The sequence below is a fragment of the Sphingomonas sp. genome, assembly GCF_036731925.1.
In the GTDB taxonomy this organism is placed as follows: domain Bacteria; phylum Pseudomonadota; class Alphaproteobacteria; order Sphingomonadales; family Sphingomonadaceae; genus Sphingomonas.
This window is the reverse complement of record NZ_DAINDJ010000001.1, coordinates 174,489-196,425: the sequence shown is the minus strand read 5'-3', so window position 1 is coordinate 196,425 and position 21,937 is coordinate 174,489. Positions and strand designations below refer to the sequence as shown.

Genomic DNA, 21,937 nt, shown 5'->3' with positions numbered 1-21,937 from the left:
CGGCTACTGTGCGTTAGTGGCTGCCTTGCGCCGTGTCCAGCTTTCTGATCGCACGCCCGCATGCGCTGTTCATGTGACACAGCTTGCCTCAGGTACGATCGCCCGGCTCCTGGGCCAGCACGTACGAACTTATCAGTGCCCAGACTTCAGGTCTGCAAAGCCTGAACTACCGTAGGATCGACAGCTCGCGTCCCTTTCGTGCAGCGAGTCGTTGACGGCCGTGGCCTTGCCTGCGCGCGGTCGCTTAACTTTGCATGCACGGAGCACCCGGCTTTCCACTTAATTGTGCCTTGGAGCAGTACGGTCCATTTAGTCCGCGTCGGACTGGAGGCTCAGGCGTCCAGACTAAGCACCTCTCGAAGCTTCCGCTTCGAGCGTGGCGAGGAAGAGCCCGCTCCGTTCACCCCCTTGCGGAGGCGGGCTCTTCTGGCCCAGAGCATCCCCTGCCTTGCTGCTCCACGTTGCGCGAGAGGGGGAACTCAACCTAAATGGCTGCACCGAGCTCGTGGTCAGGATGGACTAGGTCTATGCTCGACTTTCGCTCGGGAGGCATCCCAGATGGCAGCGTCCACGGCGGCGAGACATAGACTTACCAGTTAGCCAAACTCATTCATGCGACACTCGCGGCTGAAAGCAGTTGCGGGTTGCACGCGAGCTCGGGTGCCAATCTGGGGCACCCATGCAGCCAAAGCCAAAGTCCACTGCAATGCTTTCGAGCCGGGCGTCGGTGATCTACGGAACGGCATACTGCTGCCTCGAGCGGCTCGGGTCTACCGCCGAGGGCGTCCTGTGGCCGACCCGGAACCCGCGGCTGATCAGTTCGATGGTGCAAGCTTGGTGTTCAGCACCCAGCCGACATTGTCGTTTTCGTCGGCGACTTCCCACCACAGGCCGTCCTTCTTGCCTGTCGGGTAGAGGATCGCGCCGACTGGCACCGTGCGGGTTACCTTGCCGGTCGGGGCGGGCATGCTGCGCATCGCGACTGGCGCCTGGGCGGTGAAGGTCTTGGTCGGCGCCGCCTGGGCGGTACCCTCGTCGCCCGGCCGCACAAGGCCGAGTTCGTTGACCATCTTCGAATAGGCGTCGATGAACGCTAGCGTCACGATCCGGCCGATATCCGTATTGTCATAGCCACCACCGACGGCACCTAGGCCGCCACCGATGAAGCCGAGGCCACCGCCGGCACCCCAGCTTACGCTGTTCTTCGAGGCGTAGCCCTCCTGCGTCGAAATCGTCTCGGTCGTGCGAACGTTGGTGAGCGAGAGGACCGTGTTCGCCTCCATCTTGCGCGACTTGATGCCGCCCAGCAGACCACCGATCGGTCCACCGAGAACGCCGCCAGCGGCACCTGCCACGCCGCTACCCGCCGCGTTGCGGTTCGACGCCTGCACCTCCGCAACAAGGACATAGTCCGCCGCCTTGATCTGGCCCTGGCCGACGTTGGCGCCGCGCTGGTGGCCGAGATCGCCGCCGATGTTGCGCTCCAGCTGCGCCGCCTGCAGGCCCGAGCCGCGGTCGACGAGATTGAAGCAGCCCGAACGCTGCACCAGCACCTTCAGCAGCTTCTGCGGTGGCGCCAGCGAGTATTGCGTCCAGCCACGGGGATCGTCGCCATCGACGATCGAAAGCGTGCCCAGCTTGCGCGCGCAATGGGGCACGTCCTGCATCGCCTGTTCCTGCGTGCGCTGCGTCCTGGTCGGCTTGCCCTGGGCCAGCGCAGGCGACGAGACGCCGCACAAGAAAACGGCTGCGGTTGCGGCCAGGAACTGCTTCATCTCTCTACCCCGTCAATGATCGATTTCGTCCGCCGGACCTAGCGCAACGCAGTGCCCACGCAAGAGAGAACACACCGTCTTCGAAACACTGCGAATAACTGGATGAAGCCTTCGTGGTGCCAGCGCCCCGGACGGACGCTCTTCTACCGCTTCGCGCGGTTCCAAGACCCGATTGCAGCGCTCAACATCTCCTCGGCCTTGTAGGGCTTCAGCAATATCGTAGCGTCTCCGACCGCTTGACTGATCTGCGAGTCGTCGCCGCAGGCGAATACCACCCTCAGCTGAGGGAACCGAGCTACGGCGCTCCTTGCAAGCTCCACTCCCGACTTTCCCGGCAGGCCCACGTCAGTGAGCAATATGTCGATCGTACGCGACTCCAGTAGCTGCTCAGCGCTCTCTGCACTCGATGCCTCGATAATCGAGAAGCCCGCATCCGCTAGCACCTCCGCCGCGTTCAATCGGATGAGGTCGTCATCTTCGACGAGAAGGATGGTGCAGCCAAGGGCCAGAGACTGCTCGGCACATGCTTTGACAGCTGCTTGGGCAGGCTTCACAGAGGACACGTGCAGATCATTGCGCTGCGCCTGGTTCCCAAGAACGTGGCGCACCTTCCGGGCTAGTGCTTCTCGCGTGTAGGGCTTGGAGAGCAGCTCTACGCCCGGATCCAGGCGACCATGATGCACGATCGCGTTCTCGGTGTAACCGGAGGTGAATAGGACGCCGACCTTCGGCAGCCGTTCCTTGGCCTTGCGCGCCAGTTCCGGGCTGCGAAGTGGCCCGGGCATCACTACGTCGGTGAACAGCAGGTCGATGGGGATGCCGCTCTCGATCACGTTCAACGCGCTCATTGCGTCGCGAGCCTTCAACACCCGATATCCAAGTTCCGAAAGAAGCGCGACGGCAGTCTCCCGCACTCCATCGTCGTCTTCGACGACCAGCACGGTCTCGGATCCTCCTCGCACTGGAGCTGCGCTGATATCGGTGAGGACATCTTCTTCCTGACTTTCACGAGGCAGGTAGAGCTTGATCGTGGTGCCCTCGCCAACTTCGCTATAGACTTTCAGATGTCCACCGCTCTGCTTGACAAGGCCGTGCACCATGGAGAGGCCGAGCCCCGTGCCCTTGCCCTCCGGCTTCGTGCTGAAGAATGGTTCGAACACCTGTTCCAGGATGTCCTTCGGGATACCCGAGCCGGTGTCGGTCACCGCGATCATGACATACTGGCCAGCCTTTACCTCATCATGCTGCCTGGCGTACTCATCGTCGAGGAAGGCATTGCTCGCCTCGATCGTAAGGCGGCCGCCGTCCGGCATCGCATCCCGGGCGTTGATCGCCAGGTTCAGGATCGCGTTCTCGATCTGGCCTGGATCGATCAGGGTGTTCCAGAGGCCACCGGACACCACTGTCTCGATCTCTATGTCCTCGCCGATCGCACGCCGGAGAAGGTCGTCCATGTTCCGGACCAGCCGTCCCAGGTTCACTACCTTGGGCTCAAGCGGCTGGCGGCGCCCGAACGCAAGCAACTGGGAAGCGAGCTTCGCTCCGCGGGTCACGCCGGCCATTGCATTCTCGACCCGCTTTTCGGCGCGATCGTTACCCGCGACGTCTCGCGAGAGCAGCTGAAGGTTTCCGCTGACCACCTGCAGGAGATTGTTGAAGTCGTGCGCGACGCCGCCGGTGAGCTTGCCGAGCGCTTCTAGCTTCTGCGACTGGCGCAAAGCCCGCTCGGCCACTTCGCGCTCGCTTGCCTCGTGATGCAGGCGCTCCAATGCCGCGCGAAGCTCCTGGGTTCGCTCGGCGACCCGTTGCTCGAGGGTTTCGTTCAACTGATGCAGTTGATCCTCTGCTCGCTTTTGGTGAGTCACGTCATAGCCGTCGACGAAGATGCCGTAGACGGACCCGTTCGGCTCGAAGATCGGCTGATAGACGAGATGAACGAAGCGGTTCTCAGGAGGAGCGCCATGGCCTCGCTGGATCGTCACTGGCATGTTTCGTCCGACGAAGGGCTCACCGCTGGAAAACACGCCCTCGAGCAGCTCGAAGAAGCCTTGTCCGTCGATCTCCGGTAGCGCCTCGCGCACGGGCAAGCCGATCAGATGGCGGTGGCCGACGAGCTGGAGGTATGCATCGTTGACCAGCTCGAACCGCAGCTCCGAGCCGGCAAGTATGCACATGAAGCTGGGAGCCTGCTGGAAGAGGTCGCGAACGCGGTCTCGCTCGCGCGTGCGAAGCTCCATTGCTTCAGCGCTCGCGAGCCCCGCTGCGATCTGCCCTGCCAGAAGATCAAGGAAGCTGAGGTACTGCTCTTCCACCGGCCTGAAGGGGTTGAGGCCCACGACCATGGCGCCACGCGCTCCTTCTCCCGCTGGACCAGGTAGCGGAACGATGGCGACCTTGGATGGAGACCTGTTCCATGACCCCTGCGGCAGCCCGGCCGGAGCATCTTCCACGAGGATCTCGCCGAGGCCGGCGATGCGATCCAGCCGCCAGACGCGAGGCTCGCAGTGCGCGTCATCGGCCGCTATGCCGACTGCGGCAGCGAGTGCAGGCACCATTGCATCATCGAACAGGTACACGATGCTGAAGGGCAGGTCGTGCAGGTTGCGGGAAAGCCCTGACCGCACGGCCTCCAGTACGTCAGTCCGAACTTGCGCCCGTGCCAGTCCGCTAGCGAGCTCGCGTAAAGAGGCAAGCCGCCGCTCGCTGATGACTCGATCGGTCTCTTCGGACACGGCGCAGAACACCCCTTCGACAGCCCCCGTGTCGCCGAGCAGCGGACTGTAGGAGAACGTGTGGTATGTCTCCTCAGTATAGCCGTTGCGTTCGAGGAGAAGCAGCAGCGCGCGATCCCAGGTTGCCTCGCCGCGCTCGTAGACCGTGGCGAGACGATCCTTGATGTCGTCCCATATTTCCGCCCACAGTAGTCGAGTGGGAACTGCCAACGAGTTAGGATGCTTGACCCCGAGCGTGGGACGATAGGCATCGTTGTAGAAGAAGTTGATATCGGGGCCCCACCCGAGCCACATCTCGAACCTCGACGTGAGCAGCAGGCGGAGTGCGACCTTCAGGCTCTCCGGCCAGGTCGAGGGATCGCCAAGAGCAGTCGCACGCCAATCATGGGATCGCATGAGGCGCGCCATCTCGCCGTCGCCGACAAAGATCTCGCCGTAGGGCTCCTGGCCGGTAATCGTATTGGTCAAGGGCGTAGCTCCGGTTGGAACGCGGGCGCATAAAGCGGGAAAATCCGTATTGCCACAGTAATGTATGACGCCCGGGCGGCGTGCCGATCGGCAACTTGACCGGTCTCGCCATCGTGGGCGGCGCCTGGCTACCCTTGTCGCTCCGGTGAAGGCAGGAAGCCTGAGCGGCAGGGGATCGATGCCTCCGCGCTTATAAGCGAAACAACAGTGACAGAACGGATTCTGCGGCATGTCTGCGACCTTTGAAAACGCACGCGCTCCACATCCGCGGCCGACAGAAGCACGAGTGACTTGCTTCTTCCCTGTCGTTGCCGGGTGCGCGGGTGATCGGACGAGGCGTGGATCTCATCATGCCAGGCATTCACCGCCTGAACAGCGACGGTGATCAGCATCTACACCTTTGGTTCGTTCTCCCAGTCAGTGCGTCGTCAACATGGTCCTTAACGCCACCGCGGCTCCCGCAAGTTCGGGGTGCAGAAGTGTCGACAAGGCCCTGGGCACCATCGCCAGCTGCTTCTGATACGGGCTGGGCACGACGAAGTGCCTGGCCAGCTCCTCTCGCGCAAGCATCTTCTTCAGCGAGGCTGACACGCTACCGGTCAGGATCACTCCATCCAGCGCCCCGTAGGCCAGCGCCATGTTGCCCGCGTAATACCATAGCGCCGAGCACCAGGTTTTGAGCGCGGTGACTGCATGCTCGTCAACGGCGCCGTTAGCCCGCCGGATCACCTCCTTCGGATCGGACGTGGAGGGCTTCGCCCCCGCAGAGGCCGCGCATGCTGTGTACACGGCCAGAAGGCCGCCGGCCGAGAGGATGGACTCCGCTGAGGTGAAGCCTGCCCTCGCCGGCAGCGCAGATGCAGCCGCCATGACATCGGTTAGGCCGGAAGGATATGCGCAGTGACCGGCTTCCGTGGGCACGACGGTCACGCGGCCAGAGGCATCCCGCGACATCAGCGCAACACCGAGACCACTGCCTATACCGATGATGCAGTAGGTGCCCGGTCGCTGCGGATCCAGCTGCCCCGCCGAGAGGGGCTCGAGGAAACTAACCCGCATATCGCTGATGGCCCAGGCGTTCGCAGCGAAGTCGTTCAGAATAAGAGGCTCGCGCTGGAGCATGGCCGTGAGACCCGGTCGCGAAATGCGCCATCGTCCGTTGGTCACGGAGATCATGTCGCCGCGCGGCATTCCCGATACGGCAATCGCCAGCGGAATGCCGCCGCCGACCAATCCGTGCTCCCTGGCAAGCCCGCTGATTGCGCCGGACACTGTCGGTTCGGCCTCAGGAGAGAGCGTGCGAACGCTTTCACTCACCAGTGAGCAGGCATCGTCCGTGATTCCGATACGCAGTGCGGTACGGCCTACGTCTGCAACGATCGCTTGCTCGGGCATCCGCCCCTCCCTGCGGCCCTCGCACATTGCCAGGCTGCCGCCACGCGGCTTCTACGGGCGGCACAGCTGCCTGTAATCTCAGGGAATATCCGACGCGCCAATACAACTTCGAGCAAGTGCGGCTCTTGTCATCCAAAGCGCCGGGCGGTTGTGGATGGTGAAGCCTCGCCCGTCACACCAGACACGCCACATGTCCTGCACGTTGCGTCAGCCCTGTTGTGGAGCCTAGCGAGAGCGAGCCTGCTCGTCCCTATCGGTTGAGAGCAGCCATGCTTGCCTCCGGGTAGCGCGCGCCCCTCGCCGCACCTGGCGGCAGTATTGCGTCGATGCGACGCATGTCCTCGTCGGAGAGCATCACCTGGAGAGCACCGACATTCTCTTCAAGGTAGTTGCGGCGTTTGGTGCCGGGGATTGGCACGACGTCCTGGCCTTGCGCGATCACCCACGCAAGCGCGAGTTGCGCGGCCGTACAGTTCTTCTCGGCGGCCATCCGCTCGACATCTGAGACCAAGTGCAGGTTCTTCTCGAACGCCGCTCCCTGAAAGCGCGGCGAATTGCGTCGGTAATCGTCCAGGGGCAGATCATCCTGCGTCTTGAACTGGCCGGTAAGGAAACCGCGGCCGATGGGGCTGTACGCCACGAATCCGATCCCAAGCTCCCGAACGGTAGGCAGGATCTCATCTTCCGGATCCCGGCTCCACAGTGAGTATTCGGTCTGGAGAGCGCTGATCGGATGTACGGCATGCGCTCTGCGTACCGTCTCGGGCGCCGCTTCGGATAGGCCAAGGTACTTCACCTTGCCTGCCGCAACCAGGTCGGCCATCGCACCGTTTCCTCGATCGGCACCGCGGGATCGACGCGGTGCTGATAGTAGAGGTCGATCACGTCGAGACCGAGCCGCCGGAGACTAGCGTCGCAGGCTGCCCGCACATATTCGGGGCGGCCATTGATGCCCCTGAAGCCGCCGTCCTCGCCCCGCACGTTACCGAACTTGGTGGCGACGACGACCCACTCGCGCCGCTCACGCACGACGCGCCCAACCAGCTCCTCGTTCGCACCGCATCCGTACATGTCGGCCGTGTCAAGAAAGTCGACGCCCATGTCGATCGCGCGATTGATCGCCGCGATCGATTCCCGCTCGTCGCGGCCGGAGTAGAACTCGGACATGCCCATGCAGCCGAGACCGAGCGCGGCCACTTGAAGGCCCTGGCTGCCCAGCTGGCGCTTGGCCACAGTCGTCATCGGCTCAGCTCCGTTACTTCGCGACCGACACGGCGCGAGGCGTCGGTCGAGTGCGGAATGCGTCAACTGCCGATCGGTTGCGTGCCCGGGCAAAACTTTCGCTCGACCGCTCCGCCGCAGGGTTACGCGCACGCTCCTGCGCCCACAGACCCCGCGACGTTTCCTGATTCCCAAGTACCACGACGACGCTGCTCCTCGACGCCGGCGCGTCCAACCGCCGGCTCAGCAAGGATTGTAGGATCGGCATGCGGCACCATCAAGTGGGCGGCGAACGGCAAGACGTCTCGCCCCGTTTCGACGCGCGAAGATCCTGCGGATGGCCTTCACCCCTAGGAAGCTATGAGAATCTGATCGTTGCATGGTCTGATGAACGTCCATGGGCGCAACGCGTGTGGGTGTGACACACGAACGGCTAAGCTCAAACAGAAGCTGCGCCTCGCCGGGGGTTCTCGCGCGCGCGCACGGAGAGATTCTCTCTCTCTTATCTAATCTTAGAGTCTTAGATTATGATAGAGAGATCTGCGCGCGCGTGGATCCACGCGCGCGTGGATCCGTGCGCGGGAGCGCTCGCGCACGTGATCGCGCGCAATTAACCTCCACAAAAAGTTCGTCAACTCAATATTTTTGCGTTATGTCAGTGCCTTATCAATTCCCTCATATCTCAACCTTGCTGACTCCGTGCCTCGTTATGCACACATGTGCAAACTGAGGTGGTCCGAGTCGCGTCGGCGCTTTGCACACATGTGCATAATCCGCCCCGATGCACATGTGTGCATAACCCGCGGATGCACACATGTGCATAACGAGCCGCTGGATGCACACATGTGCATCGGGGCCAGCCTGAGCTTCCGTGCATGAGACGAGGCCAAGGCTTCGAGGGGCTGCGCCCCCGATGTGGTTGATCATCAAGCCAGGTGTTTGACTGACGTGACGTTCCACGCTCCTCACCTTTGAATGGGCATTTTCAGCAACTTACGACGACGCTGTAGATTAGGCCGGGATTGCGGCGGACGTCGCGCGTTGGCCGAGGACAGGCCATCCAACGCCACTCGGCCCACATCTGTGCACATGCACGTGCCCCCAGGTAGCGCCCGTTCGACCTCTAAGATGCACACATCTGCATAACGGGCCGCCCTGATGCACACATGTGCATAATTGGGCCCGATGCACACATGTGCAAAATCCGGCGGTCGGATGCACACTTGTGCATCGGGTCAGCCTGAGCCGCCCTGCATGAGGCGATCCCCCTCGTGGCCGGGCCAACAGGGGTTGCGACCCCGATGTGTTGATGATCATCAAGTCAGGTGTTTGACGGACGTCATATTCCACATTTCTCAGCTTTGAATCAGCCTTTCAAAGAACTTACGCCTATGCTGTAGACCTTCTAGTCCCGGGGGTGCCGCGGCGTCCGCGCGGTTGCCGAGGATAGGCCATCCCAATCGTTGTTCGACTGCATCTGTGCACATGCACGTGACCGAGGGTTATTGTCCGCCGCACTCTTAGATGCACACGTGTGCATAATCAGCCGGCCCGATGCACACATGTGCATAACCAGCCGCCCGATGCACACATGTGCATAATCAGCCGCCCGATGCACACATGTGCATAACCAGCCGCCCGATGCACACATGTGCATAGCCCGATGCACACATGTGCATAATCAGCCGCCCGATGCACATATGTGCATAATCAGCCACCGCGATGCACACATGTGCATACCAGCCGGCCCGATGCACATGTGTGCATAACCAGCCAGCCCGATGCACACGTGTGCGTGTCGATCCTGGCCGCACGCGTGTGCATCGCCTGGTTAGCTTAAGCATCACCTGCAGGCCCGCAAATCGTTTGGCTAGAACTCTCTCAACACGAGACCGGGGGCTTCGATAGCGTGCAGGCTGGCAGTCTGACCGGCATCGTGGATCACGCTTGCTCGAATAAATTTTTGCTGTTCAGCAGCTTACATGTGCTCGCGGATGGATAGAGACGGACAAGCACGGTCGACCAGCCCAAGCTCTGCTGCTGTTAAAGACGCCACCAGGCATCCGTATCGCCAACAGCCGAGGTCGAGTGCGTGGGCCGGCACACCCTCCCCTTATGCACACATGTGCATACCGGCCGCCCCGATGCACACATGTGCATAACCAGCCGCCCCGATGCACATGTGTGCATAGCCAGCCGCGCCGATGCACACATGTGCATAATCAGCCGCCCCGATGCACACATGTGCATACCAGCCGCCCCGATGCACACATGTGCATAATCAGCCGCCCCGATGCACACATGTGCATAATCAGCCGCCCCGATGCACATCTGTACATAATTGATTTCGGTCCGGTTAGCTTGCGCGTCTCCTGCCTCGCTGACTATTCGTCTAGCCAGAGCTCTCTCACCTCGCGCGCTCGGGGGCGATAGCCGTGTGGCTGGTAGTCTGACCCGCATCACAGATTACGCTTTCATGGATAAGTAACGGCTGTTCAGCTGCTTGCGTGTATCCGAGGTTGACAGGTCGGATTAGCGAGGTCGAGGCGCTCCACCAGTCCAAGCACGTATTATCGGGACGCACGCCACCTTGGATCCGATGACCAACGATCGAAGCAGAGTGCGTGGGCCGGCACACCCGCTCCTTTTGCACACATGCGCATAATCCGCTGCTCCGATGCACACATGTGCATACTTGGCTCCGAGCGTGATTCTCCTCCACGAGGCGTCCTGCGACAGCACCAACCTCTAGCCGATGTCTTCGCCGGCATGCACGACCGGCTGCGATCCGTCAGGCTGACCAGAGCCAGAACAGGTCTGGCTAGACGATCATTCTGCCTTCAGCTCGCTCGCGGCCAAGGTGCTCAGCCTCTCAATTAGTAGCTCGACGCGCTCCGCATGCGCTCGATAGACCACATGACGCCCGGCCTTCGACGACGACACAAGGCCCGCATGCGCAAGGACGGTGAGGTGACTGGACATCGTATTAGCCGGCACGCTCAAGCTCGACGCCAAATCGCCAGCCGTTGCCTCTCCCTTCTCAGCAAGCATGGCCATGCACCGGAAGCGCGTTGGCTGCGCGAGAGCGCTCAACAGGATCACCGCGTCTGACAGTTCCATGTTACGAGAATAATCGAAAAGTTCCGCCGATCAACCGCCTACGGCGGAATTGCTGAAGGCGCGCTTAACCACCAAAATTGGTACGACGTTTCTGGAATTGTGGAAATGATGTGCATCATCTTCCTATATGAGTTGCAGGGGCCGCTCTCACGGCTCCTGGATCTGGAGTCCACCACGCGACTGAAGGGGACCGACCTATGCACGCGTATTCCACCATTGAAGAGCTTCACGAATTCAGCCGCCCGCCGGTAACGTTCTACTGGCCGGACCCGCTCGATCCGGACGACCGCAACGATCCGCCCGTCCTGGTCACCAAGCGCCGCCTGATCCGGCTCGCAATCGTCGCCGCTGAAACTGGAGCGCGCTTTCAGCGCGAAGGCCTCGAGCAGGATCCCGTAGCATGGCTGCTCGCGCCGTTGGCGCTTTTCGATGGCGGCGACGCCATCGATGCCTCTCTTGAGCTTGCCGGCTGCAAGCGGGCGATCCTGCTGCATGCTCTGGCGATCGGCTTGGACGCCGACCCCAGCCTGCTCGACGACTTGCTCGACCAGAGGTCGGGAGGGCAGCCCTCGCCGCTGTACGTCTGACGGTCGCCACTTCGACAAGAAAGGAGACGAAGCTTGAGTGTTCCGGAACAAATTCCGCCTCTGAGGAAGGGGCCCTTCATGTCCAAGCAGCCGAATGCGCGCCCAGCTGCGCCCAGGAAGCGTGAGCCGCAATGTTCGCTCCCAGCCAGCGATGGCGAGCCCGATCGCGCTGCAGGTCGAAGCGTCCGCCGCCTGATCAGACCGAAGCGCGGCCGTAGCTCCCTGGCTCGCCAGATGCCCACGCCGCGGCTCTACACCGCCACCATCATCTATGCGGACGGGAGCCTGATGATTCAGGCATTCCATGCCTCGGTGGCCCATCATCACGCACAGGTTGTCCAACGCCTTCGTTCGAGATTCGGTGACGACGTCGTGGGGATTGCGGAACTTCGCTGCGGCTTCTTCCCCGCCACGCCCATTGCCGCTGCGATCGTCCCCCCGGCCGTGGCTGACATGATCCGCGAGATCGAGCGCAACTGCACGACCCCTCGGCACTCGCGTTTGCCGTAGACATTGAACAGCGCATCGAGATCTGACCAGTCTGGCGCCTGCATTTACATAGCGGCGCCTGAAGCCGCCAGGAGAAGCAAATGAATGGAACGAAGGAAGTCGGACGCGATCATGCGTCCGGAAACGAAGACGTACGCCTGCTCCACCGGGTCCGACTTCAAGACGGACCGACAGGTGAAGGATGCGACGTCGCTGCCAAGCCTGCGGTCGCATTGAACGTAACCACGTCAGGTTCGGAAGATGCTGGCGACTTCAGCGTCAGTGTGACCGTCCGCCAGTTCCGCTACGATGCTGATGGCGTGGTGACGTACCTCGGCAAGCCGCAACTCTGGTGCATGAGCGCTCCCTCCGCGTGCTCAGAGCTCGAGGTGGCCGCCGGCAGCGTGGAAGCCGGTCGGTTCATGGACGATGCGATCGGTCGACAGGAATTGCTGGACATGCTGCGCACCTCGTCCATCATCGTTTCTCATGGTGCTGCGTTCGCCCGCCCATGGATCGAAACCCAGCTGCCGCAGGCAGCCGATCTGCCCTGGGCCTGCTCGATGACGCAGATCGACTGGCGGAGCCACGATCTTCAAGGGCGATCGCTGGGGTACCTGCTATGTCAGATCGGATGGTTCATCGACCCAAAGGATGATGCGAGCGAAGTCGACGGACTGATCCAGCTGCTCCGTCATCCCTTCGCAAGCGATCGTTCGGCCCTATCGCTGCTCGTGGAACGGTCTTCGCATCCATCGTGGCTTCTCAGAGCCTATGGCGCCTCATTCGACGTGAAGGACGAGCTTCGCGACCGCGGATACCGATGGGACGGGGACCTTCGGGTCTGGTGGAAGGAAGTGTCCGATGCAGAAAAGCTGCCGGAAGAGCTCTGGCTGGCGCTCAACGTCTACCGCGCCGGCAGAGGAGCCCGAGGGATGGGTCCAGAGTGCGAGGAGCTGACGGCGCGAACTCGCTTTCGCTAGTCGCGGCGGCGGGCAGGCGATGGGGCGGATGACCGTACGGCTTGGCCGCCCCTCCTAGCCCGCGAGAAGCGACGTGGCCTGCTCGCGGGATAGGCCGTACTTCGCCTTGAGCCAATCGACTTCCGATCCGCAGGCTCCGCATGAGAAGCATTGAAAATGGCGCGCGCGGTCGTGCAGGTAAAATCCTCTAGCCGCATCCGGATGAAGACTGCAGGCCGCTCTGACCACATCCTCGCCGCGCGCTTCCGGTTGACCCTTGAGGACGTCTACGAGCAGCGCGTCGCGAAGATGAGGCTGGCTACCCTCAGGGGATCGGAGAGCCCGCGCCAGCCTTTTGTAGCGCTCCGCGGCAAGAGGCGCCAAGCGACGCGCTTCGTCGTCTCTGCTGGAGTGGATCGCAGCGAGCTCGACCTCGCTGCCCAGCGCCGCGAAGCCGAAGGCGATGCCAGAAACTCGCTTGCTGGCGCCCGGATCCCAAGTCTCGGCAGGCGTGCTAGCCTCCGATACGAACGTGCTACCCAGTGGCAGGAGGCCCCAGGAGATTGCGATGGCATCGAGGAACTGACGCCCCGGAGTCAGAGCATCTGCGACCGCGCGCGCGCCGGCGAACAGTACCTGTCGAACCGTGCCGTCAGGCATTTCGAGTGCGAGCGCATCGCCCGGCAGCGTTCGGCGATATGCCATCCGTTCCTCCTTCGGTTTGCCTCTCGATCGATCGCGTCGATCGTCGACGGGAGACGGGAAGGTCAAGTAGCGAAAACGGCAAGGCGAGTGTCAAGCCGGACCGAACTGCTCCAGAGGCAAAGGCGTCCAGTTCCGGGCGCGCGTTCGGCATACGCTCGCCTGGGCGGCTATCAGCTGAAGGTTCGACTTTGTATCCAGCCTGCCTGCAGTACGACTGGCGGCCAGCCACGGGGCGCGGAAGGGTTGAATTTGATGGAGCGGCCTGCAACGGAAACTTTCACGTCGCAATGAGGGGTTCCATGAAGAAGATCGTGCAGGTTGTTTGCGTCGTGCTCCTCGCGGCGACAGTGATGTTCGGCGGCCGCTGGTACCTGTACGTGGCTCGCGCAGAGAGCCCGTACGACGAGGTCGGCATCGCACTGAACAGTCACGCGCCGAAGCCGTTGCGCAGCTGGGGCTGCCATAGTCTACGCGAACGCTTCCCGGATCAATTGCCGCCCTACGGCTGCGCCGGAGCTGACGGTCGCACTTGGCTTTGATGCCTAACAGGCGACGTTGAAATGGTCGCTGGCCGACGCAGAGTAATCAAACGGGAGCAACAATGAAGCGTACGATGTTTTTCACGGCTGTGCTGGGCGCAGCGACACTATGTCTCGGCGCGTGCGACAAGGCGGACCGCCAGGAGCAGGGCAGCGCCTCTTCCGGCACCGCGGCACCTAACCAGGTGGACGCCTTCATCGCGGCCCATAATCGCTTGCTTGGCTCTTTTGGGTACACCGAGCAGGCGGCAAAATACCGCAAGGCTGATGTCGCGCACGCCACGCTCGAGGGCGAGTTTCTGGTCGATGCCGGTATGATCGACAAGGGCATCGAGCAGCTGAAGGCTGCTCGCACTCTATCGGGTGCTTCCGCTGAGCTTGAGGGGGCTGCCGATGCGCTGATCGGATCCTTGACCAAGGTGCGAGCGCATCTCGCGGACCTCTCCCCCTACTATACGGGCAAGGCCTATCTGAATGATAAGCTGGCCCGGGGGCGTAAGGAGGATCCGCAGATGCTCGCCGAGCTCGATGCTGCCGATGCGGACCTGAAGCGGTTCGGCGAGATGCTCGACCGCGAGACGCTGAAGCGAGACACGGCTGCGATCGAGAAGCTGAAGGCTGACGGCGATATCCTGGGTTATAACCGCCGACTTGCGATGTTCCGCGCCAACGGGATGATCAAGCGCTTCGTCGGCTCCCAAGCCCGCGACGCCGCCCTGTTTGCCCAAGGCGATGCGGATGCTGCGATTATCGACCAGGCGATTGCTGCCGCGCACGCTGCCGCAGCCAAGTCGGACGGGAAGGATCCGCCAGAACTACACTTCCTGTCTTCGATGCTCGGGAGCTACCGGACGTTCAAGGAGACGCGCCGCCCCACGCATGCTGAGCAGATGGTAGCGAGCTACAATCACGCCGTGGAAGCCGCCAGCTGGTGAGATAGGCGGGGGTCACCGCCTCCACGGCGCCTCGCGGGCATCTGGGCGAGCTCCCTAGTAGGCTTGCCTATTTGACGCAGCGAACGAGATCAGACGAGCGGTCGGAGCCTAGCATCCGGGTGCCGTCCGGCGACAGCCGCAAGGTTCCCTTGGAAGGCTCCTCGCCGTCGGTCGAGACGTACTTGCTGGTGTACGCGAGGCTGTTGAGACCGGTCATACGGACCTGCTTCACCTCTTCGCGGTCCTCGTAGTAGACGATGGTCTTGGCCGTAACGGTGAATCCCGCGCTGTTCTCGCCTCCCCGCAGATTGCAGTCGCCCAGTGTTCGAGCCCACTCCCCTCGGAACTTGACTGGAATGACGGAGCCAGTCTGGCCGACGGAGCCGCTTGCAAGCGCGGCGGCCGTCGCGAGGATCATTGGTAGGCTATGCATGGTCTTCCTCAACCCGAATAGAGCTGGCCGCTATACCGGCATGTGCCGCTATGGCTAGACATGAAGATCGCGGTTCGCTGACCGGGCTGGAACGAGCCGAGAAATGAGTTCGGGACGCGCGCATGCCGACCGCATTCCTGACGGCCCAACGAGCGCCCATGGACGAAGCCAGTCACACGCGCTCTGCTGTAACCCTCCGGTCGCAGCTCAGATGAAAATCCGAGCGTTCCTGCCACTCCCGCGGGGTACAGCCGTATCGCCGCTTGAACAGTCGATGGAAGTGCGACATGTCCGAGAAGCCAACGGAAAAGGCCGTGTCCATCACGCGCTCGTAGCGATAGCTCAGGCGCTCTGCCGCTCTCGCCAGGCGGATGTCGTAGAGCTCTTGCGTGAAGCTCAGTTCCGCATCTTCGAACGCCAGATGGCCGGCGCGCTCTGAGACTCCGACTGCAGCCGCCACGTCCCGCATACAGAGGCAGGGATTCGAGTAGCGCAAGGCCATGACCTCGAGCATGGCAGCGACACGAGCAGCGCCTAGGGCTGGACGTGCTAGCCGGTCTTGCTCGTCGGGCCCTGCGGCACAGAGGCTGGAGACGAGCTCCGCCATGTGCCGCTCTGCGAGCGGATGCAGAAAGCCGGTCCTGGCTGCCTCCTCCCAAGCCGTTCGCGCATAGCTGCCGAGCAGCCGCATCACCGTAGTGTGGCCTCGATGCCGTTGTCCAAGGACCGCATCCGGCTGCACACCCCCTAACATTGCGCGGCTGAGGCGAACGAGCAGCAGCCGACTTCTGGGCCAGCCGGTGTCGAGCGTCCGATCGAAGCGCGCCAGCATGCCGTCACCGGCCTGCAGCCTCACGCGTTGTCCATGATGGTCCGTCCAGCCCTCGCCGCTCAGTGACAGAAAGAGAACAAGGTCCTCGTCACCATCACTCAGGCACGAGGCGTCTCGATTGTTGCGGGTGTCTGTAAGATCCACCGTTGCGAGACGCAGCCCAGCGCCTCCGACCGCCGCGAAATCGACGGACAACGTGCCTCCATCGAGCGACGACGGATTACAGCCGGTGAGGGTCTGTCCCATCTGGTCCCGCCAAAGCGCAACCCGATCCCGTTCAGGCAGGTCGTTGGTGGAGAAGCGGATCAGCCCCGGGCTGTTCGGTTGGCTGCTCTCCCGTCCATCTTTATTGCGGTCCTGTCCACGCATGCGGCCAACCCTTTCGCTAAGCTCACAAGATCCAAGGCATTGCGAATCGTAGAAGCGACTGCAGCAGACTGGCGCCGAAGTCCTGTGGAGTCACCGATAACCTGCGCCACTGCGATGAATAGCGAGGGAGGAGCGCGAAATGGGGGTAAATCTTCAGCCAGATGACCCGATCACCAGCATTCGGGTTGTCACGCATACCGCGGACAAATTCGCCGCCGGCACCGATGACAATATCTACATTCGCCTGATCGAGATCCCGAAGGCCACGAAGGCGTATCAGTTCAGACTGACCGGGAATGGATCGAACCGATTTGAGGTAAATTCGACCGACACGAGCTGGGCTCCGGCGAGCTATTTCGCCGGCTTCGTAGTGAACGATATCAGTATCGTTCAGCTCTACAAGGACGCCGACTCCATCTATGGCGGATGGGCCTTCGACAAGATCGAGATCTATGTGAACGAGCAGCCCATCTACGCGACGCCGGAGGGTCAGGGCGTCGTGTGGCTGGAGGATGAGAGCCCACATCGCCATTGGACGGCACCGGACTTCCATCGGGTCGAGTTCACGAACCCGAAGATCAACGGCACTGGCAAGATCCAGGCGAAGCCCGGCGGGGTCATAAGCCACGAGTTCTCCGCGACAGGAGGCAGGCTCGATCTCAAGTGGAGCCTCTCCAAGCCAGCTACGAGCGGCTGGTCCCCGCCTACCATTACCATCACGGACAAGCGGCGCATCCTGCTCTCAGGCGTCGGCGGTCCGGACGGGACGATCTGGCAAGGTACTCTCAGCGTCACCGACGCGGATGGCAGAAGCTCCTCCAAGACGATCAGCATCGCGAGCCTGAGCAAGCTTCCGGCTCCCACGATCTCTGACATCTCACCCGAATTTGGCTGGGTGGATGCTCCTCCCGCAGGCCCTGGCGCCACCCTTGTCACTATAACCGGTTCCAGCTTCGATGCGCGCGTCGGGCAGACGACGAGGGTCTTCTTCACTGCGGCCGCCGGTGGCACGATCGAAGCCAAGGTGGCTCCCGACATGCTATGGGAGAACATGGTCACCGTGCCGGTCCCGACCGGCGCGGCGAGTGGTCCCATCCAGGTCGCCACCGCGACCGGCACCGGCAACTCGTCTGAGACATTCACAGTTCACCCAAGCGGCTATCGCTTTGCCAGCGGATTTGCATTCGTGAACACGATGAGCGGCGGGGAGGCAGACGGCTTCCCGGACGAGTTCAGCTGGGATCGCTATGTTGAGGCTTATGGCAAGGGCGAGATGTACCTGTTCGGTGCGTTCGACGAAGTGGTGCCCAGCCCCAAGGCAGAGATCTTCTATCACGCTACCCGAGACCTGATCGGAAACGGGTGCTGCCACGGCTTCGCGATGACATCCCTTCGCTTCAGGCAGCGCATCATCTCCGATTACAGCATTCCGGTCGAAGGCAATCCGTACCCGCTGGAATGGTCTCTCTTCGACAAGTCGAACGGCGCGTCGTCACCCGCTCCCGCACTGAGCCACCTCATCCAGGTCGGCCAGCTCGCAATGATGAGCTCCGAGGCGCTCAGCTTCTACACCACTCGGCTCGTTTCCATCGGCAACGTCGCTGGGGCGCCGAACACAATGGATGCGAGGCCCATGCTTCAAGACGTGCGGGACGAACTCAGTCGAGGCTGGGTCGACCCTCGCATGATTGCATTCTCCAAGGCATGGAACCCTTTGGAAGGGCACGTGGTCGTGGCGCACGCCGAATCAAACAACCAGGTGCACGTCTACAATCCGAACAGCCCGGCCAAGCGCGAGGGTCCCACGAACGATCCCATCTCCCACTTCGACATAAACCCTATAACGGGCAACTGGTCGTTCAAGTTCGACACCGTGAATGCCCCTTGGCACGGCAAATACTGCTTCACCATCCCGCTTTCGGCATACGGCCATCAGGGCCACTGGTCTCTGGTGACCGTAGCGGAGCTGTTCAACGCGGCCATAGCCTATTTCGGAAGCTGCGTTCCCGGGCCGGGCACGACCGTAGAACCCCTGAACGGCTTGCAGGCTTCCCCTGTCATGGCGCCCCGGCCCATCCATATGATGAACGCGAAGTCGGTCAGGCTCCGCGTAACGTCGAGTGACAAGCCAGGCCTCGTCAGCCTGATGCTCGACTCCGGCGTTGCGCTTTCCGTCGAGGAGATCCACGGCACGGTGCTGATCGACCTCGATCTGACTGCACAGACGTTCCAGATTACGGAGGAGGCGCTTCTTAGCGACGTTCGTCCGGTCGCTCGAGCCGTTCGACACGAGAAGCTCGATCCAGTCGCGCGTACCTATGCTGTTCGGGCCTCCGCCGGCACGCCTCGGGGCCAGGTCGGCCTCGCGTGGAAGAAGGACGAGATGCGCCTCTTGGCGAATGTGGCCGCGATCGACCTTCACACGCGCCGTGTGGACCAGCTTGCCCGCGACGACGCCGTCGAGCTGATCGCCCTGCCCAAGGAAAGGGTCACGAACGCGCTTGTAACGATGTTGGACGACGGTGCTCCACATCTGACGGACGCAGGCGGACTCCCTGTCGATCTTACGTCGATCAAGAGATACCAGCCGCGGCTTCCGACCCATGTTTCGACCCTCGACGAGATCGCGCCTGCGATCCGCGCCAACGGCCGAGTGGATGGGTCTTCATCTGGAAGAGTGTCCCCGCTCGACCCCAAGGTCGATCCACGTAAGGTGCCCAACCCTCGGATCCCGATCGATCCGACCCATGGCCGCGTCGTCGTTCCACCTGTCGTGCCTCGAATGCCGCTGGAACAGACGGTAGATCTCGGCACAGCAAACGGAAGCGCGATCAAGGTCCGCTCGGCCACAAAGGCTAGCGCGCAAGTTACTTCGAATGGCCGCCTCCAGCTGTCGGTACCTGCCGGCAACCGGCGCGAATTGCTCGTCGAGGAGGCGGCCGGCTACCGTACCTTTCCGCGCTCGATGATGATCAGCACACCCGAACCCGACGCTCGCTCGATGGCCGCACATGTCATTCTGGCAGAAGCGCCTGGCATCGTTCAAACTGGTGCGAAAGCGCGCTCCGCCTCAGTGCCCATCACCCTGGTGGTCGGAAATGTGTCGGTGAACGCGGCCACCATCGATTTCGCGCCGAGAAAACGGCGCTGCGGTCCGGGGGTCGACCAGCCGGCCGCTGAACCGGACTTCGCCCTTTCGCAGGCAATGCAAGCGCTCGGAGCTACAGTCACCAAGACCAGTCGCGGCCGAGGGGGTGTTACGGTCGCAATCAGCTGGCCACCGGCAGCCGCTCAGTCCGGCCGCCTTGCGCTGGGCAGTCTGATTGCCGATGTGCCAGATCTGCCTGGTTCGGCCTGGACCATCGGCGGGTACGCGTATGTCACGACGCGTGAGGGGCAGGAAGTGGACGCACGCGTCGTGCCGATCGAGCTGCGGTGTCAAAGCGTATCGAGGGGCCGACCTCCAATACGTGACCGCGGGGGCCGGGGCCCGATCAGTCTACCGCGGGGACCCTTCATCTCGGCTGCCAAGACCGTTGCTCAGGGGGAGAAGGTCTTGCTCAGCGTCTCGCCGCTGCCTGATGGCGTGACCGCAGTGGGCTGGTGGTCGACCAGTATGGGAGGCCAGATCGAGATCACGCAGCAGAACGGCACCGAGGCACAGGCGAAAGGCATTTTGGCGGGCCCGGTTCGGATCAGCGCCATGGTCGGTGACCAGATCCTCCATCGCACCATCTGTATTCAGGCCGTGGCGGGCTGGTCTCCCCTCGACGCTGAGGAAACGCCGCAGCCGCCCATTCCCAGCGTTCCCGCGCGGACCTTTGACCCGAGTGTCGCCACGCTGTCGCAGCGGTTCCGCGACCCCATCTGGAACCCGGACATCTTCAGCAGTCGGGTGGATCTCGGGAAGGGGATAACGTTCAACCCCGGGTCAAAAATGATCCGAGGGGGATGAAGCAGGCGGCGGCCGACGAGATCCGCAAGCTCATGAGCGGGTTCGGCTAGATCACGCAGCAGCTCTCGAACCGCGGGACACCGGAGGCTTGCGCGTCGCTTGCTACCGAAAGATGGAACTTGGGGGCGGCTTGGCCTTGCCGCCCCCACAAGCTCACTTCGCCAGCGACTTTGCCATGTTGAGGTGCGCAGTGACCGTCGGGATCAACTGTGTGGCGAAGCTGCGTAGCGGCTGAGGCACCCCCTGGTTGGAAGCATTAGCCTTCAGGGCATCAAGCGTTTGCTGATGTGCTTCCACCTGGGCCGTGGCATAGGCCTTGTCGAGAGCCGTACCATCCAGTGCCTTCAGCCCGTCGAGTTTCTGCTGCTGCGTCGCCGTCAATGCGGGATCGGGCGTGATCGCCGGGCTCGCAGCCGCAGCCGCCGACTTCAGCTTGGCCGTCGAATCCGTGTGCGCTTTGATCATGCTTTCCGCAAACTTCTTGATCGCAGGGCTGCTTGCATGCTGCTGCGCGAACTGTGAGCTAGCGATCTCGAAGGCGTCGCTGGCGGCAGCTGCATTGGCGAACGACTGGCCTGCAGAGGCGGGAGCCCCGGATGTCGAGGTGGATCCGGCACTTGCGGCATTCCCCGTAGCTACCACCGTATCGGTCCGATGCGTCTCCGTCTTGGATCCGCAGCCTGCAAGTGCAACGGCGGCGATACCCAGCATCGTCCAGCGAACAGCGTACATTCTTGTCTCCCCTATCGAGCGCGAACCGCGCAGGCGACTAGGGAACGCCGTCGAGAGGGCGCCGTTCCGCCGAACTCTCCGTCGACTAGGGCGTTGAGCGCGCGAGCGCATGAGCGCCTCAAGGAGATCCGCATGAGCATTTTCAGCAGCATTCGCGACCGCATTTTCGGCCACAAACGCGTCGAGACTCCAGCACCTTCGACCGAGGCCAGTCCTTCCACCCCAGTTGCACAGGCCCCTGCGGCCGCACAAGCTGAGGCCGCGCAGCAACCAACGACTTCCGTCGACGTCGGAGCGGTCCTCTCGGAAATGGCAGCGATCAAGGGTGGAGGTGGCAACTATCAGCAGTCCATCGTGGATCTGCTTAAGCTCCTCGACCTGGATTCGAGCCTGGCCGCGCGAAAGGAACTCGCTGACGAACTGAACGTGCACGCGGGGGCTGATGGAAGCGCCGAACAGAACATCGCGCTTCATAGGGCGGTCATGGCCAAGCTGGCAGAGAACGGTGGCATAGTCCCTGACAGCCTGCGGAACGCCTGATGGCAAGCGCGGAGGCCAGTGTGCCTCTGCGCTTCTCATAGCGGCGAAGCCGATAGGCGGCTGCCAGACGGTGGTTGCCCGACATCGGCGGACGCGTGACGACGCTTCGAACTCATCGACGTGCGCGCGTTATTCAGCGGTCAGCGGG

Annotated in this window: 15 protein-coding genes and 1 pseudogene; 7 read left to right on the top strand and 9 right to left on the bottom strand. The window is 62.4% G+C overall.

All coding sequences use genetic code 11. The features are described from left to right. Window positions 1-815: 815 nt before the first annotated feature. The 5 genes and pseudogenes from V7E00_RS00895 to V7E00_RS00875 all read right to left on the bottom strand — a co-directional run bounded on the left by V7E00_RS00895 (window position 816) and on the right by V7E00_RS00875 (window position 10,711). Window positions 816-1,775, bottom strand: a complete 960-nt coding sequence (locus V7E00_RS00895) for a CsgG/HfaB family protein (RefSeq protein ID WP_066727314.1) — start codon at window positions 1,773-1,775, stop codon at window positions 816-818. A 143-nt stretch (window positions 1,776-1,918) separates the two neighbouring features. Beyond that, entirely contained in the window at window positions 1,919-4,975 is a 3,057-nt protein-coding gene (locus tag V7E00_RS00890) for a response regulator (protein WP_373278329.1), read from the bottom strand. 417 nt (window positions 4,976-5,392) lie between these two features. Beyond that, window positions 5,393-6,370 carry a glucokinase gene (locus V7E00_RS00885; RefSeq protein ID WP_333570876.1) on the bottom strand — a complete coding sequence of 326 codons (978 nt, stop codon included), beginning with the start codon at window positions 6,368-6,370 and terminating at the stop codon, window positions 5,393-5,395. A gap of 250 nt (window positions 6,371-6,620) precedes the next feature. Continuing rightward, window positions 6,621-7,603 (bottom strand): annotated as a pseudogene (locus V7E00_RS00880) (aldo/keto reductase). Between the two features lie 2,817 nt (window positions 7,604-10,420). Then, complete coding sequence (locus tag V7E00_RS00875; RefSeq protein ID WP_066727203.1) at window positions 10,421-10,711, bottom strand: ArsR/SmtB family transcription factor; 291 nt, start codon at window positions 10,709-10,711, stop codon at window positions 10,421-10,423. A 197-nt stretch (window positions 10,712-10,908) separates the two neighbouring features. Here V7E00_RS00875 and V7E00_RS00870 point away from each other — a divergent pair, with 197 nt between their 5' ends. The 3 genes from V7E00_RS00870 (at window position 10,909) to V7E00_RS00860 (ending at window position 12,770) form a co-directional block, all read left to right on the top strand. Next, a complete protein-coding gene (locus V7E00_RS00870; protein ID WP_066727205.1) occupies window positions 10,909-11,298 on the top strand; it encodes a hypothetical protein in 390 nt (129 codons plus the stop codon). Window positions 11,299-11,532: 234 nt separating this feature from the next. Next, a complete protein-coding gene (locus tag V7E00_RS00865; protein ID WP_333570875.1) occupies window positions 11,533-11,808 on the top strand; it encodes a hypothetical protein in 276 nt (91 codons plus the stop codon). An 80-nt stretch (window positions 11,809-11,888) separates the two neighbouring features. Continuing rightward, complete coding sequence (locus V7E00_RS00860; RefSeq protein WP_157084827.1) at window positions 11,889-12,770, top strand: DNA polymerase III subunit epsilon; 882 nt, start codon at window positions 11,889-11,891, stop codon at window positions 12,768-12,770. Between the two features lie 54 nt (window positions 12,771-12,824). On the opposite strand, the gene V7E00_RS00855 is transcribed toward V7E00_RS00860, so the two are convergent. Then, window positions 12,825-13,454, bottom strand: coding sequence for a CHC2 zinc finger domain-containing protein (locus tag V7E00_RS00855; RefSeq protein WP_066727211.1), 630 nt, complete (start codon window positions 13,452-13,454; stop codon window positions 12,825-12,827). Between the two features lie 299 nt (window positions 13,455-13,753). Here V7E00_RS00855 and V7E00_RS00850 point away from each other — a divergent pair, with 299 nt between their 5' ends. Together V7E00_RS00850 and V7E00_RS00845 are read left to right on the top strand one after the other, a co-directional pair. Then, on the top strand, window positions 13,754-13,993 hold the full coding sequence (locus V7E00_RS00850; RefSeq protein WP_066727229.1) for a hypothetical protein: 240 nt from the start codon (window positions 13,754-13,756) through the stop codon (window positions 13,991-13,993). 62 nt (window positions 13,994-14,055) lie between these two features. Next, window positions 14,056-14,928: a DUF3829 domain-containing protein gene (locus tag V7E00_RS00845; RefSeq protein ID WP_066727213.1), complete on the top strand. Its 873-nt coding sequence runs from the start codon at window positions 14,056-14,058 to the stop codon at window positions 14,926-14,928. Between the two features lie 67 nt (window positions 14,929-14,995). On the opposite strand, the gene V7E00_RS00840 is transcribed toward V7E00_RS00845, so the two are convergent. Both V7E00_RS00840 and V7E00_RS00835 read right to left on the bottom strand, forming a co-directional pair. Further along, window positions 14,996-15,346, bottom strand: coding sequence for a hypothetical protein (locus V7E00_RS00840; RefSeq protein ID WP_066727217.1), 351 nt, complete (start codon window positions 15,344-15,346; stop codon window positions 14,996-14,998). Between the two features lie 187 nt (window positions 15,347-15,533). Then, window positions 15,534-16,562, bottom strand: a complete 1,029-nt coding sequence (locus tag V7E00_RS00835) for an AraC family transcriptional regulator (RefSeq protein ID WP_066727219.1) — start codon at window positions 16,560-16,562, stop codon at window positions 15,534-15,536. A gap of 139 nt (window positions 16,563-16,701) precedes the next feature. On the opposite strand from V7E00_RS00835, the gene V7E00_RS00830 reads away from it, so the two are divergent. Next, window positions 16,702-20,517: a PLAT/LH2 domain-containing protein gene (locus V7E00_RS00830; protein ID WP_066727220.1), complete on the top strand. Its 3,816-nt coding sequence runs from the start codon at window positions 16,702-16,704 to the stop codon at window positions 20,515-20,517. A 153-nt stretch (window positions 20,518-20,670) separates the two neighbouring features. Here the strand turns inward: V7E00_RS00830 and V7E00_RS00825 are convergent, their stop codons facing one another. Continuing rightward, the gene (locus V7E00_RS00825) at window positions 20,671-21,249 is read right to left on the bottom strand and encodes a DUF4142 domain-containing protein (protein ID WP_066727225.1); all 579 of its coding nucleotides are present in this window, start codon (window positions 21,247-21,249) and stop codon (window positions 20,671-20,673) included. Window positions 21,250-21,381: 132 nt separating this feature from the next. Here V7E00_RS00825 and V7E00_RS00820 point away from each other — a divergent pair, with 132 nt between their 5' ends. After that, the gene (locus V7E00_RS00820) at window positions 21,382-21,789 is read left to right on the top strand and encodes a DUF3597 domain-containing protein (RefSeq protein ID WP_066727231.1); all 408 of its coding nucleotides are present in this window, start codon (window positions 21,382-21,384) and stop codon (window positions 21,787-21,789) included. The last annotated feature ends 148 nt before the right edge of the window (window positions 21,790-21,937 follow it).

What these genes read in the sequence shown, in the direction of transcription:
- V7E00_RS00875 (WP_066727203.1), bottom strand. Translation starts at nt 10,711, where the DNA reads ATGGAACTGTCAGACGCGGTGATCCTGTTGAGCGCTCTCGCGCAGCCA.
- V7E00_RS00830 (WP_066727220.1), top strand. Translation starts at nt 16,702, where the DNA reads ATGGGGGTAAATCTTCAGCCAGATGACCCGATCACCAGCATTCGGGTT.
- V7E00_RS00825 (WP_066727225.1), bottom strand. Translation starts at nt 21,249, where the DNA reads ATGTACGCTGTTCGCTGGACGATGCTGGGTATCGCCGCCGTTGCACTT.
- V7E00_RS00835 (WP_066727219.1), bottom strand. Translation starts at nt 16,562, where the DNA reads ATGCGTGGACAGGACCGCAATAAAGATGGACGGGAGAGCAGCCAACCG.
- V7E00_RS00840 (WP_066727217.1), bottom strand. Translation starts at nt 15,346, where the DNA reads ATGATCCTCGCGACGGCCGCCGCGCTTGCAAGCGGCTCCGTCGGCCAG.
- V7E00_RS00860 (WP_157084827.1), top strand. Translation starts at nt 11,889, where the DNA reads ATGAATGGAACGAAGGAAGTCGGACGCGATCATGCGTCCGGAAACGAA.
- V7E00_RS00850 (WP_066727229.1), top strand. Translation starts at nt 13,754, where the DNA reads ATGAAGAAGATCGTGCAGGTTGTTTGCGTCGTGCTCCTCGCGGCGACA.
- V7E00_RS00885 (WP_333570876.1), bottom strand. Translation starts at nt 6,370, where the DNA reads ATGCCCGAGCAAGCGATCGTTGCAGACGTAGGCCGTACCGCACTGCGT.
- V7E00_RS00895 (WP_066727314.1), bottom strand. Translation starts at nt 1,775, where the DNA reads ATGAAGCAGTTCCTGGCCGCAACCGCAGCCGTTTTCTTGTGCGGCGTC.
- V7E00_RS00845 (WP_066727213.1), top strand. Translation starts at nt 14,056, where the DNA reads ATGAAGCGTACGATGTTTTTCACGGCTGTGCTGGGCGCAGCGACACTA.
- V7E00_RS00865 (WP_333570875.1), top strand. Translation starts at nt 11,533, where the DNA reads ATGCCCACGCCGCGGCTCTACACCGCCACCATCATCTATGCGGACGGG.
- V7E00_RS00870 (WP_066727205.1), top strand. Translation starts at nt 10,909, where the DNA reads ATGCACGCGTATTCCACCATTGAAGAGCTTCACGAATTCAGCCGCCCG.
- V7E00_RS00820 (WP_066727231.1), top strand. Translation starts at nt 21,382, where the DNA reads ATGAGCATTTTCAGCAGCATTCGCGACCGCATTTTCGGCCACAAACGC.
- V7E00_RS00855 (WP_066727211.1), bottom strand. Translation starts at nt 13,454, where the DNA reads ATGGCATATCGCCGAACGCTGCCGGGCGATGCGCTCGCACTCGAAATG.